Origin of the sequence: Chryseobacterium sp. CBSDS_008 (assembly GCF_049959325.1) — a bacterium.
In the GTDB taxonomy this organism is placed as follows: Bacteria; Bacteroidota; Bacteroidia; order Flavobacteriales; family Weeksellaceae; genus Chryseobacterium.
Genome location: NZ_CP188202.1, coordinates 4,647,419 through 4,659,824, shown reverse-complemented (window position 1 = coordinate 4,659,824; position 12,406 = coordinate 4,647,419). Strand labels below are relative to the sequence as shown.

The 12,406-nt window shown below is 37.8% G+C and carries 13 protein-coding genes; 8 read left to right on the top strand and 5 right to left on the bottom strand.

What is annotated here, in order from left to right; genetic code table 11:
- Positions 1 to 85 precede the first annotated feature (85 nt).
- Positions 86 to 427: a TfoX/Sxy family protein gene (locus ACP3T3_RS21105; protein ID WP_426477673.1), complete on the bottom strand. Its 342-nt coding sequence runs from the start codon at positions 425 to 427 to the stop codon at positions 86 to 88.
- Between the two features lie 260 nt (positions 428 to 687).
- Entirely contained in the window at positions 688 to 2,961 is a 2,274-nt protein-coding gene (locus tag ACP3T3_RS21100) for a polyribonucleotide nucleotidyltransferase (protein ID WP_426477672.1), read from the bottom strand.
- Between the two features lie 436 nt (positions 2,962 to 3,397).
- Here ACP3T3_RS21100 and ACP3T3_RS21095 point away from each other — a divergent pair, with 436 nt between their 5' ends.
- Positions 3,398 to 4,819 (top strand): sugar MFS transporter, encoded by a 1,422-nt coding sequence (locus ACP3T3_RS21095; RefSeq protein WP_426477671.1) that lies wholly within the window; start codon positions 3,398 to 3,400, stop codon positions 4,817 to 4,819.
- 119 nt (positions 4,820 to 4,938) lie between these two features.
- The gene (locus tag ACP3T3_RS21090) at positions 4,939 to 5,298 is read left to right on the top strand and encodes a DUF4260 domain-containing protein (RefSeq protein ID WP_426477670.1); all 360 of its coding nucleotides are present in this window, start codon (positions 4,939 to 4,941) and stop codon (positions 5,296 to 5,298) included.
- 398 nt (positions 5,299 to 5,696) lie between these two features.
- Here the strand turns inward: ACP3T3_RS21090 and rpsO are convergent, their stop codons facing one another.
- Positions 5,697 to 5,966: a 30S ribosomal protein S15 gene (gene rpsO, locus ACP3T3_RS21085; protein ID WP_034692246.1), complete on the bottom strand. Its 270-nt coding sequence runs from the start codon at positions 5,964 to 5,966 to the stop codon at positions 5,697 to 5,699.
- Positions 5,967 to 6,139: 173 nt separating this feature from the next.
- Here rpsO and ACP3T3_RS21080 point away from each other — a divergent pair, with 173 nt between their 5' ends.
- From ACP3T3_RS21080 to ACP3T3_RS21055, 6 genes are all read left to right on the top strand, one after another.
- Positions 6,140 to 6,688, top strand: a complete 549-nt coding sequence (locus ACP3T3_RS21080) for a pyruvate decarboxylase (RefSeq protein ID WP_426477669.1) — start codon at positions 6,140 to 6,142, stop codon at positions 6,686 to 6,688.
- Between the two features lie 362 nt (positions 6,689 to 7,050).
- The gene (locus tag ACP3T3_RS21075) at positions 7,051 to 7,197 is read left to right on the top strand and encodes a bacteriocin-like protein (protein ID WP_426477668.1); all 147 of its coding nucleotides are present in this window, start codon (positions 7,051 to 7,053) and stop codon (positions 7,195 to 7,197) included.
- 150 nt (positions 7,198 to 7,347) lie between these two features.
- Complete coding sequence (locus ACP3T3_RS21070; RefSeq protein ID WP_426477667.1) at positions 7,348 to 7,497, top strand: bacteriocin-like protein; 150 nt, start codon at positions 7,348 to 7,350, stop codon at positions 7,495 to 7,497.
- 338 nt (positions 7,498 to 7,835) lie between these two features.
- On the top strand, positions 7,836 to 9,158 hold the full coding sequence (gene mgtE / locus ACP3T3_RS21065; protein WP_426477666.1) for a magnesium transporter: 1,323 nt from the start codon (positions 7,836 to 7,838) through the stop codon (positions 9,156 to 9,158).
- 26 nt (positions 9,159 to 9,184) lie between these two features.
- Positions 9,185 to 9,925 carry an ABC transporter substrate-binding protein gene (locus ACP3T3_RS21060; RefSeq protein WP_426477665.1) on the top strand — a complete coding sequence of 247 codons (741 nt, stop codon included), beginning with the start codon at positions 9,185 to 9,187 and terminating at the stop codon, positions 9,923 to 9,925.
- Between the two features lie 46 nt (positions 9,926 to 9,971).
- Positions 9,972 to 10,439, top strand: a complete 468-nt coding sequence (locus ACP3T3_RS21055; RefSeq protein ID WP_426477664.1) for a cupin domain-containing protein — start codon at positions 9,972 to 9,974, stop codon at positions 10,437 to 10,439.
- Between the two features lie 54 nt (positions 10,440 to 10,493).
- Here the strand turns inward: ACP3T3_RS21055 and ACP3T3_RS21050 are convergent, their stop codons facing one another.
- Complete coding sequence (locus tag ACP3T3_RS21050; protein ID WP_426477663.1) at positions 10,494 to 10,943, bottom strand: GAF domain-containing protein; 450 nt, start codon at positions 10,941 to 10,943, stop codon at positions 10,494 to 10,496.
- Positions 10,944 to 10,956: 13 nt separating this feature from the next.
- Positions 10,957 to 12,384 (bottom strand): TonB-dependent receptor, encoded by a 1,428-nt coding sequence (locus ACP3T3_RS21045; protein ID WP_426477662.1) that lies wholly within the window; start codon positions 12,382 to 12,384, stop codon positions 10,957 to 10,959.
- Between the last annotated feature and the right edge of the window lie 22 nt (positions 12,385 to 12,406).

Here is a 12,406-nt window from a genome sequence, read left to right as displayed (position 1 = left end):
GTGGGACTGTTAAACTTCAGCGCTCCCACTCTCAAACTCTCCCACTCTCAAACCCTCTCACTCTCCTACCCTCAAACCCAACAGCTCACTTCTTCGAAGCCTTCGCCATCGGATTATACTCAAGACAGATCTTGATCCAGTACTCAAAATCATCTGTTTTTTTAAAACCACTGGGTTCTACGTAGCAATAGCCATTCAGCTGTTTTCCTTTCATGATCATCGGCAGAAAGCCTTTTTTTTCCGAAACCTCATCTTCCAGTTCGGGATTGTAGCGGCACATCAGGTTGTCATGACTGATATTGATGCACATCTTTCCGTTCACCAGAAAAGACAGTCCGCTGAACATTTTCTTTTCCTCGATCTCTATATTGTTTTCAATGGAAAGCCGTTCACGTACCCGGTCGGCAAGTTCTGTACTGTAAGCCATGATTTTAATTTTTTGTTATTTAAAATTAATTAAAAACGGTGATGATCACACTATTTCTTCCGTTATTAATGAAACCATCTGAAGCAGAGAGTGGGAAGTTAGTTCCTATAGCCGTTGCGAGCCGAAGGCGAAGCAATCTCAAAATTTTCCTTTACATTTCCAAAAGTGGGATAGCTTCAATGCTATGCATTTCACAATGACATAAAAAGCAAAAATCCCTCAAAAATTGAGGGATTTTTTATGTTTAAGAATAAATCTTATTAAGCTTCATTAGAAGGAGTTTCGTTTTCCACTGGTCTTTCGCCTTGTGGCTTTTCACCCTGCGGTCTTTGCCCTTCCGGTCTTCTTTGTCCCTCTGGTCTTCCTTGCCCTTCTGGTCTTCTTTGCCCTTCCGGTCTGCCTTGTCCTTCCGGTCTTGGAGGTCTTGGTAAAAGAACTTTACGGGAAAGCTTCATTTTCTTACGGTCATCGTAACCCATGAACTTCACCTCTACCTCATCACCTTCAGCATAAGGAACTTTGTCCAGACGAGCCCACTCAATTTCAGAAATGTGAAGAAGTCCTTCTGTTCCTTTAGCAATTGCTACGAAAGCTCCGAAGTCCATTACTTTCACTACTTTACCTTTGTAAACTTCACCTACAACCGGAACAAAAGTAATTTCGTTGATTTTTGCAACAGCAGCATTGATTTTCTCTCTGTCAGTTCCTGCAATCTCGATACGTCCGATCTCACCCAATTCTTCAATAGCAATAACGGTATCCGTATCTTTCTGCATCTGCTGGATAATTTTTCCTCCAGGCCCGATTACAGCTCCGATAAAGTCTTTCGGAATCTCCATAACCACCATTTTCGGAGCGTGAGGCTTCACGTCTGCTCTTGGTTCAGAAATAGTTTCAGTAATTTTATTTAAGATGTGTAATCTTCCGTCTCTAGCCTGCATCAGTGCTTTCTCCATGATATCCATAGAAAGTCCCTGGATTTTAATATCCATCTGACAAGCTGTGATACCATCAGCAGTACCTGTTACTTTGAAGTCCATATCACCAAGGTGATCTTCATCTCCTAAGATATCAGAAAGTACCGTGAATTTACCTGATTTTGCATCTGTGATCAATCCCATTGCAATACCGGAAACAGGTTTTGTAATCTGTACCCCTGCATCCATTAATGCTAATGTTCCTGCACAAACTGTTGCCATCGAAGATGAACCGTTTGATTCAAGGATATCAGAAACAATTCTGATGGTATATGGATTTTCCTCAGGAATAACAGCCTGCAATGCTCTCTGAGCAAGGTTACCGTGTCCTACTTCTCTTCTTGAAGTTCCTCTTAGAGGCCTTGCTTCACCTGTAGAGAATGGAGGGAAGTTATAATGTAAGAAGAATTTTTCGTCGTGTTGCGTAATTACGCTGTCTACCATGTTGGCATCCTTTACAGAACCTAAAGTTACTGCTGTTAGAGACTGAGTTTCACCTCTTGTAAATACGGCAGAACCGTGAGCTCCCGGAAGGTAATCAATTTCAGACCAGATTGGACGGATCGTCTGAGGATCACGGCCATCAAGACGGATATTGTCTTCAAGGATCATCTGACGCATTGCTTCTTTTTCTACATCATGGTAATATACTTTTACGAAAGGTGTTACTCTTTCCAGTTCTTCTTCGTTGTCAGCATATTGAGCTAAAAACTCTTCACGAACCGCTTTGAATTTTTCCGCTCTCTCCTCTTTTCCAGATGGAGTTCTTGCGACTTCATATACTTTATCATAAGTTTCTTTCCACACTTTTTCACGAATTTCTTCGTCATGAGTTTCGTGAGAATATTCTCTCTTAGGGAAAGCTTTTCCTACTTTTTCTGCTAATCTTTCCTGAGCTTCGATTTGCTTTTTAATTTCAGCATGACCAAAATTAATAGCTTCTAACATTTCCTGCTCAGAAATTTCTTTCATTTCTCCTTCTACCATTACGATGGAGTCTTTAGTAGCTCCAACCATGATGTCTAACTCAGAACTTTTCAATTCTTCATAACTTGGGTTGACAGAAAGCACGCCGTCAAATCTTACAACTCTTACTTCAGACATGGGTCCGTTGAAAGGAATATCTGTAATAGCAATAGCTGCAGATGCTGCCAAACCGGCTAAATCATCAGGAATTGTTTTTCCGTCATAAGAAATTAATGAAATCATCACCTGAACTTCAGCATGGAAATCTTCAGGGAAAAGCGGACGTAAAACTCTGTCCACCAAACGCATTGTTAAAATTTCCTGATCTGAAGGTCTTGCTTCTCTACGGAAGAAATTTCCAGGAATTCTTCCACCTGCATAGAATTTTTCTCTGTAATCAACTGTTAATGGTAAAAAATCTACACCAGGATTGGCTTCTTTATTGGCTACAACAGTTGCTAAAAGCATTGTTCCACCCATTTTTACTACCACAGATCCATCAGCCTGTTTAGCCAATTTCCCTGTTTCAATAGTGATTTCTCTGCCATCTGCAAGAGTAATCATTTCTGTAAACGCTTGAGGTATACTCATAAATTTGTCTTCTTAATACTCCGTATTGAGTATGAATTAATATTTAAACTCTTTAAATTTCGTGTGCAAAGGTACTATATAATAATGATATATTAAATTTTTCAATTGCATAAATAGGCTTTTAAAATACAAAAAATTGGCTATCAGTTGGTGAAAGTTTTAATTTTTTCCTGTAATCTCGGCTTAATGGCTATTCGTAAAAATAAAAAACAGTTTCTGCAGATAATGCATTGAAAAATCCTATCGTTTTTGTATTATTGTCTCAAAAAATGAAAATAAGACTCTGATCTGAAAAAAATATACATTTCATTATAAAAACCATTAAAATTATTGCAAAGACATAGGCTGATCCCTATATTTGCCCCTACTTCACCAAATACAATGCTGTAGGCAAAAAAAGTTAAGGAATTATCCTTATACAGATAAATAAATGTTTATGATTAATAAAGAAGTACAATCACAAAGCAGGAATTATACGGTACCGTTGATTACCATCACCCTGCTGTTTTTTATGTGGGGATTCATCACCTGTATGAATGATATCCTGATTCCCTACCTGAAGCAACTTTTCAATCTTACCTTTTTCGAATCCATGCTGGTACAGTTCTGTTTTTTCGGAGCTTACTTTATTGGGTCTCTGATTTATTTTATGATCTCTATTACAAAAGGAGATCCCATTAATAAATTAGGATACAAAAAAGGAATCCTGTTCGGAATTTTCCTCGCAGCTTTAGGCTGTGTTCTGTTTTATCCGGCTGCTACGTTTTCGTATTACCCGCTGTTTCTGGGAGCTTTGTTTATTTTAGGGCTTGGTTTTACGGTACTTCAGATTACTGCCAATGCCTATGTTTCATTGCTGGGAAGTGAAGAATCTGCCTCGAGCCGTCTGAATATGACCCAGGCATTCAATGCCTTCGGAACAACGATAGCGCCGGTACTTGGAGGCCACCTTATTTTTGAATTTTTCTCATCTCCGGACGGATCATTCAGTGCAGTAGCAACAAGAATTCCCTATCTTATTTTTGCGGGTATTCTTTTACTGGTTGCGCTGTTGATTTCAAGAGTTAAGCTTCCTTCATTCCAGATGGGTGAAGAAGAAGTGGTAAAAGGCTGGGGAGCTCTTGAATTCAGCCACCTGAAATTCGGGGTATTTGCTATGTTCTGCTATGTGGGCGGAGAAGTTGCCGTGGGAAGTTTTATCATCAGCTTCCTGGAGCAGCCACAGATTATGGGCTTTAATGAAATCATCAGTAAGAATTACCTTTCTCTGTATTGGGGAGGAGCGATGATCGGCCGTTTTCTTGGAGCCATCTCTTTAAACCAATCCTTAAGCCAGAGTAAAAAGGCTGTTTATATGCTGGGGGCAGCTGCTGCTGTTTTCCTTGTGATCTTCAGTATTGTAAATCTTACTTTCTCTCAGATCAGCTTTTTCCTTGTGTTTATCATACTTAATTTCATTGCTTTCTTCGTGGGTAAAGCAGCTCCGGCAAGAACATTATCCATCTTTGCGGCAGTCAATGTTGTATTGTTAATTTCAGCGATGGTCAATCATGGTGAACTGGCCATGTACAGTATTTTAGGTATCGGAATTTTTAACTCTATTATGTTTTCCAATATTTATACACTGGCCATCTCAGGATTGGGGAAATATACCAGCCAGGGATCTTCCTTAGTGGTAATGGCCATTTTAGGGGGAGCAATTGTTCCTATTTTCCAGGGATATCTGGCAGATCAGTTCGGCGTACAGCATTCATTTATCATTCCTGTATTCTGCTATCTGGTTATTCTGATTTTTGGTGCTTACTGTACCAAATATCTGGGTCATGTGGAAAATACTGAAACCAAATCAGGACATTAAAACAAATTATATCAAAATATACAAAGCGGAATATGTTGACATATTCCGCTTTTTTTTAGATCTATTCATGTAACTTTTTCCTGAAATAAGAAACTTATCCCAAAGCTAATGCAATTACAATGAAAATACAGTTAAAACTTGAATACGCAGCATTTCTACTGTTAGGAATCTATGCTTTTGCACAAACGGGATATTCCTGGTGGTGGTTTGCCGGACTTTTCCTTGCACCGGACCTTTCTATGTTGGGCTATATGGTTAATAATAAAGTGGGAGCTTTCTTCTATAATCTCTTTCATCATTTGGGAATAGCTATTATTGTCTATTTCATCGGAACAGCCCTTTCCCTACCCTATTTGCAAATGGTTGGAGCCCTCTTATTTTCTCACTCTGCTTTTGACAGAATTTTAGGATATGGATTGAAATATCCGGACAGTTTTCAAAATACGCATCTGGGGAAAATTGGGAAGAAAGTGGAATAATGGATGCTGCAGAGTGTTAACCACCCCGTCAAAAATTCTTTGAATTTTCGCCACCCCTCCGAGGGAGGGGAATTTTTATACCTTCGGTTTTAATATTAGTTTGAGTTGCAATCTTTTTATGGATCATAAAAGCTAGATTCCTACGGAATAACACAATTGGAGTACTGGCCTATCCATACAGTTTATCATTCCGTAGGAATCTAAATCCAATTTTATTATTATTTGAAAATCAAAAACTTATAAAAACCAAGCACTCTCCTCAAGCATTTAGTAATTTCTTAAAACAACCTGGGTGCTAAAAAACTTTTGTGTCTTTTGCGGTTAAAAATCCCCTGTAGTGTAAAAACAAAAAAGCAACTTCTTTCGAAGCTGCTTTTTATTTTGAAAATCTTTATAGATTATTTTCTTAAACCTAGTTCAGCAATAATTGCTCTATATCTTGCGATATCTTTGTTTTTAAGGTAATCTAGTAAACTTTTTCTCTTACCTACCAATTTCACTAGAGATCTCTCTGTGTTGAAATCATGACGGTTAGCCTTTAAGTGCTGAGATAAGTGATTGATTCTGAAAGTGAAAAGAGCGATTTGTCCTTCAGCACTCCCTGTGTCTTGTGCAGATTTTCCGTGCTTTGCGAAAATTTCCTGCTTTTTGTCTGTTGTTAAGTACATTCCAATATTGTTTAATGATTATTATGTAACGGGTGCAAAATTACGACTATTTTTTGATTCTGCAAACATTATTGATTTCATAAATCAAATTTGATAGAAAAAAATGTTAAAAATTTCTTAATAAATTGTATGCAATCCAACGAAAAGGCAGTAATTTTGCATTCGAATTACAAATGAAAAAAATTATATTCTTTACAGCAGTTATTACTTTTTTATTCATCGGGTTTACTTCGGTAAAAGCTCAGAAAAGTGCTGATGATAAAATAAAAAGAGTTCTCTACTTCAATCCCGAGGTAGAGCCTGATATTGATGAAATAAAGGATCCTACCAACAATGCTTTTTTTGATGCGGTTACCGATAATTTCAGCGGAAGAAGGAATAAAATGCTCCGTGCAGAAGTTCAGGTTCCTTTCGACAGTATAGACAAACAGACTATTGTAGACTACTGCCAAAATAATGATGCGGATTTTGCCATTGTTTCCAAAGTAAGATATTTCAAAGTAGGTTTTGGAAAATACGTATTCTCCAATCAGGTGGTTGTCAGCATGAAACTTTTTGGTGCGGACGGCAGCCTCATGGCCGAAACAGATCACGATACCTACCGGAAAAACATGCGCCTGCTGGGTTCTACAACCAACTCTGTTAAAATAGGAACCGAAGGAGCCATCAAAGGAATTATTAAGAAACTGAGAAAGCTGAAGCCAACGGAAGCAGAGCTTTGAGTTTAAGGTTTAAGGTTTAAGGTTTAAGGTTTAAGGTTTAAGGTTGGAATATACGACCTTTGATTATCAATGGTCAATTTTGCTTCGCAAGTCAATGGTGAATTTTCATTCCTATGGTCCATTAGCTATAGCGGAATAATTCATAATTCATAATTCATAATTCATAATTATAACTTTTAAAAGTTCTCCTCACTCCAAATTATTTAATTTTCATAATATATAAAGTACTTGTTTACATTCATAAACAGGTGCTTCTTATTTAACACACACTATAAATACCTGATTAACAATTAAATATTCTCACCAAATAAGGAATTATTAAATATTTTTTACTATTTTAGTCAGACCTAAAACTAAATCATATGAAAAATCTAAAAAAACTCAGCAGACAAGTACAAAAAGAAATCAAAGGCAGCGGGCCTTTCAAAAGATGTACAGAACATTATGAATGTCCGGGCGGAGCATGCTGCCAAAACATCTGTGTTCTAAATCCATGTATTTTGGAGTAATGTATGATTATGACAAACACCTGCAAATGCAGGTGTTTGTATTTAAATATAAATAAAATACTGATTAGTAATAAATTAATTTCTTTAATAAATAAATAGTATAGAAATATTTATTATTTTAGTCTGACATTAAATCTAAACTATAACTATATGAAAAATCTAAAGAAACTCAGCAGAGAAGCTGCGAAACAAATCAATGGCGGTTTCGGACCTTTCAGATGCAGCGAAACAAGACCTTGCTCCGTTGGATATTGCTGTAATGGAGAATGCCTTGATCATGACTGCATGATTGAGCCTTAATTTTAAGCTACTAATGATTATGAAAAATTCAAATCTTAAGAAGCTCAACCGGCTCGAGCAAAAAAACATTAAAGGAAGTGGAATAAAAAAGTGTGGTGACAATTCAGATTGCGGACCATACCAATGCTGTACAAACGCCGTTTGTATTTACATTCCAACCTCAGAATGCGAACCAATTTAAAGAATATTGGAATTTAAATTTAATTTTTGCACACCCGTTTCGGCGGGTGTTTTTTGTCTTACAGAAGTATTACACTTTAATTAATCCTTAATTTCGCCAGTTTATTGCCTAGTCTTAAAAATTTGGATTATTTTTGCATATCCAAAAATTTCACGTTTTGAATTCCAGAGACGAACTTATCTTTAACCCTGCCGATATTGCCGAAACTCTCAGCGAACTTCCTGCTGATGAGAGGCTGCTCGCGTTCCTGAAGGTTCCGAAAGAGTACAAAGCAGAAGTTTTTTCACACCTTGACCCTGATTTTCAGGAAGAAACCATCAGAAGTATCGGAAGTGATGAGGTTTCCGAAATCCTGAATGCCATGACTCCGGATGACAGGACTGCTCTTTTCGAGGATTTCCCGGATGAGCTGATCAAGTATTCTATTAATCATCTTAACCCTCAGGAAAGAAGAATTGCCTTAAAGCTCCTTGGATACAATTCAGATTCTATCGCCCGTCTGATGACACCTTATTATATTCAGATCCGTAAGGAATGGACGGTAAAAAGATGTCTTCAGCAGATTAAAAAGGTAGGAAAAAGAGTGGAAACCATGAACTACCTGTATGTAGTGGATGAAAGAAACCGCCTGATTGATGACCTTGCCATCGGAACGTTATTGCTGGAAGAGGAAGATACCCTGGTTTCTGATATTACGGACAACCATTTTGTAGCCATTACCACCACCACTTCCAAAGAGGATGCGGTAACGTATTTCGAAAAGTATGACCGTGGCGCCCTTCCTATTATTACGGAAGCCGGAGTTTTGGTGGGAATCGTAACGATAGATGACATCCTGGATCAGATTGAACAGCAGAACACGGAAGATATCCAGAAATTCGGGGGATTGGAAGCCCTGGATCTTCCCTATACCCAAACTTCATGGACAGAGATGATTAAAAAAAGGGCCACCTGGCTGATCATTCTGTTTGTTTCGGAAATGCTGACGGCTTCAGCAATGGGATATTTTGATAAAGAAATTGAGAAAGCGGTTGTTCTCGCCTTATTTGTTCCGCTGATTATTTCCAGTGGAGGAAATTCCGGGTCTCAGGCTGCCACGTTGATTATCCGTGCAATGGCCCTTCAGGAGATCAATCTTAAGGATTGGTGGTATGTCATGAAAAAAGAAATTATCTCCGGATTATGTCTTGGAGCCATTTTAGGGATTATCGGATTTATAAGAATCATGCTTTGGCAGCAGATAGGTCTTTTTGATTATGGACAGTATTGGGTATATGTAGGATTGAGTGTTTCGGTTTCCCTGATTGCCATTGTGCTATGGGGAACATTATCAGGCTCCATGATTCCATTTGCATTAAAGAAATTAAATCTTGACCCTGCTACTTCCTCTGCTCCGTTTGTAGCAACCCTAGTGGATGTTACAGGGCTTATTATCTATTTTACCGTAGCCGGACTTTTCTTAACCGGAAAACTTTTGTAATTTTAGGCATCATCTAACATGCCAATATGAAAATCGTTTCACTTGTACCTTCTATTACTGAGGCTTTATTTGACCTTGGACTGACCGAAAATGAAGTGGTAGGAAGAACAAAATTCTGCATTCATCCTCAGGATAAAATAAAAAATGTACCCATAATCGGCGGAACAAAAAATATCAATATTGAAAAAATCAAAGCACTGCAACCGGATCTTATTCTTGCCAATAAGGAAGAGAATGTAAAGGACCAGGTGGAAGCTCTGATGAATGATTACAAGGTAATGGTAACCAATATTGATACAATTGAGGATAATTATTACCTGCTTAAAAATCTTGGAAAGCTTTTTGGAAAGGAAGACAGAGCCCAGCTTTTCAACCTTAAAATTTATGACATTCTGAATCAGGCAAAGCTGAAAAGGCCTCTCAAAGCAGCTTATCTTATCTGGAAAAATCCATACATGACGATAGGTTCAGATACTTTTATCCATAGAATTTTATCAGAAATTGGATTTGAGAATATCTTTAAAGACAAAACCCGTTATCCGCAGATTACGGCTGAAGACCTGTCGGATGCTGACATCATTATGCTTTCTTCCGAACCGTTTCCGTTTAAAGAAAAACATATGGAGGAACTGCAGGCTTTTTATCCTGATAAAAAGATTATGATCGTAGACGGAGAGGCATTTTCCTGGTATGGAACCCATATTGCAAAATGTGAGAATTACTTTAAAGAATTGCTGGCTGAAATTCATCTGATGCAGCACAACTGATCTAAAACATACACACCGAACTTTAAACCCTAAACATTAAACTCACATGCCTGATACTGTTATATTATCCGAAGGAGCAGAATTTGATCACGTTATACAGGAGGTTTCAAAATACATCAACCTTTATGTAATGGCATTTGAAAAAGAGGAAAGAACCATTACCCGACTGGAAAAACGTGAGAATATGTATGGTGGAAACGGGACTGTATACATGATACAGATGTTTGAGCAGAAAGAACTGGCCAATAACCGTTTGGCAGCTTATATGGTGCTGTTGAACAAAGGTGATGAATCCGGGTTTCATACGCACAATCAAAGAAATGAGCAGGAATTATACGTTGTCATCCATGGAACCGGGGAATACAGAGAAAGAACAGGCACAGAAGGAGCAATACGTAAGAAAACGCTTCAAAAAGGTGATATTACAGCCATTAATTCTATAGGATATCATTCCGTTGAAAATATAGGAGATGAGCCTTTGATCATGTTTGTCATTACCACCAATAATCCATAAAAAAACTCCGGCCAAGTCAGCCGGAGTCTATATTTTACTTATAATAGGTTCGAATTACAAAATCTTAGAAACTTCGTTACAAAGCCATTCTAATAATTCACGGTCTTCTTTCGTGAAAGGATCGATTGTATGGGAATCAATATCAATCTGACCGATATTTTTTCCGTCCTTAAAAATAGGAACTACAATTTCAGCTTTTGTATCAATGGAACAGCTTAGATAGTTACTTTCTTCATGCACATCCGGAACTACGAACGTCTCATTGGAAACAGCAACCTGGCCGCAGATTCCTTTACCGTAAGGAATAATGGTATGATCTGTAGGCGCTCCTACGTAAGGGCCTAAAATCAGTTCTTCCTTATCTCCGTTTTTGAAATAGAAACCTGTCCAGTTGAAATAAGAAATCTCCTGATCCAGCAGGTGGCAAACTTTTTCAAGCTTTTCTTCTGTATTATGTTTAGGACTCTCAAGAATTGAGGAAAGTCTTTTCTTTAATTCTGACATTGTATATATTTTTTTAAGAGAATTGTTTTAGGGAAAGTTCTTCTTTATATCCGAACATTCCGCGCTCTTTGATCATTTCTGCTACGCCTTCCGGAACCTGAGTTTCCCAGCCTTTCACACAACATGCAATTTTTCTCAATATTTCTCTGGAATAAATTTCCAAAAACTCCGGATTATAGTTCGTAATATCTACAATACGGTTGTTGTGTTTAAAATATTTATATAATTCTTTCAGGTTTTCTTCTACTTTTAAGTTTGAAGAATCCAGTAACTGATGGGTTTCAGGATCTTTATAAGGATATAGATATACTCTCATTCCGTTTCTGAAAAACTTACCGAAAGCTTCCAGAATTCCTCCTGAAAGGTTTTTATAATATTTCTCGTCAAACACCATCAACAGGTTATTTACACCCATTGCCACACCGATGTCTCCACTGGTGTAGGAGGCAAAATAATCAATCAGTCTGTAATATTCAGAGAAATTCGAAATAATAACGGTATATCCCAGTTTCCCAAGAATGTCTACTCTATCCAGGAAATCTCTTTCATCAATATCTCCGTCTGCTCTCAGATTGGAAATGGTGATCTCGATAAGGACTTCTGTTTCTTCATGCGTACAGGTGGCATCTTTGAAGAACATATCCATCCCATTTTTAAGCATATCAATGTTTACTTTCGTTACCGGTCTGAAACTTCCTCTTACCGCGAAAATATTTTTCTTGTACAATACATCTGCCGGAAGCATATTGTTCCCTTCAGAATTGAAGATTACGGCATCCGTCATTCCATTTTTTACCAGCTGAAGAGACATCAGCCTGTTATCAACATAGGCAAAAGCGGGTCCGCTGAAGTCGATCATGTCAATTTCAAGATTATCCTTTGCAATATCATCATAAAGAGATTCTACTAAAGTTCTTGGATTGTCAAAATAATGAAAGGCCCCGAAAATAAGATTCACCCCCAGGTTCCCTAAGGTTTCCTGCTGAAGAGTAGCATCATTTTCTTTGAATTTTACGTGGATTACGATCTCATTATAATCTTCATTTTCCTTGGTCTGAAAACGAATTCCTACCCAGCCGTGGCCTCTTACCGTCTTATCAAAATTAATGGTTGTTACCGTATTGGCATACGAAAAGAACTTTCTGTCCGGATTATTGTCTCTGGAAATTCTCTCCTCAATCAAGGCTACCTCATATCGGAGCATTTTTCGAAGCCTGTTCTGGGTAACATACCTGTTTTTTACTTCTTTTCCGTAGATGGCATCACTAAAATCTTTGTCATAAGCAGACATTGCCTTAGCAATCGTACCGGAAGCTCCCCCTGCTCTAAAAAAGTGGCGAACAGTCTCCTGCCCTGCTCCAATTTCTGCGAAAGTACCATAAATAGTAGGATCTAGATTAATTGTTAATGCTTTTTGTTTAGGAGTTAGTTTCTGATACATTAGGACATGAAATTTTTTGTAA

Coding starts and splice junctions, on each gene's coding strand:
- ACP3T3_RS21105 (WP_426477673.1), bottom strand. CDS start 427: ATGGCTTACAGTACAGAACTTGCCGACCGGGTACGTGAACGGCTTTCC.
- ACP3T3_RS21100 (WP_426477672.1), bottom strand. CDS start 2,961: ATGAGTATACCTCAAGCGTTTACAGAAATGATTACTCTTGCAGATGGC.
- ACP3T3_RS21095 (WP_426477671.1), top strand. CDS start 3,398: ATGATTAATAAAGAAGTACAATCACAAAGCAGGAATTATACGGTACCG.
- ACP3T3_RS21090 (WP_426477670.1), top strand. CDS start 4,939: ATGAAAATACAGTTAAAACTTGAATACGCAGCATTTCTACTGTTAGGA.
- rpsO (WP_034692246.1), bottom strand. CDS start 5,966: ATGTACTTAACAACAGACAAAAAGCAGGAAATTTTCGCAAAGCACGGA.
- ACP3T3_RS21080 (WP_426477669.1), top strand. CDS start 6,140: ATGAAAAAAATTATATTCTTTACAGCAGTTATTACTTTTTTATTCATC.
- ACP3T3_RS21075 (WP_426477668.1), top strand. CDS start 7,051: ATGAAAAATCTAAAAAAACTCAGCAGACAAGTACAAAAAGAAATCAAA.
- ACP3T3_RS21070 (WP_426477667.1), top strand. CDS start 7,348: ATGAAAAATCTAAAGAAACTCAGCAGAGAAGCTGCGAAACAAATCAAT.
- ACP3T3_RS21060 (WP_426477665.1), top strand. CDS start 9,185: ATGAAAATCGTTTCACTTGTACCTTCTATTACTGAGGCTTTATTTGAC.
- ACP3T3_RS21055 (WP_426477664.1), top strand. CDS start 9,972: ATGCCTGATACTGTTATATTATCCGAAGGAGCAGAATTTGATCACGTT.
- ACP3T3_RS21050 (WP_426477663.1), bottom strand. CDS start 10,943: ATGTCAGAATTAAAGAAAAGACTTTCCTCAATTCTTGAGAGTCCTAAA.
- ACP3T3_RS21045 (WP_426477662.1), bottom strand. CDS start 12,384: ATGTATCAGAAACTAACTCCTAAACAAAAAGCATTAACAATTAATCTA.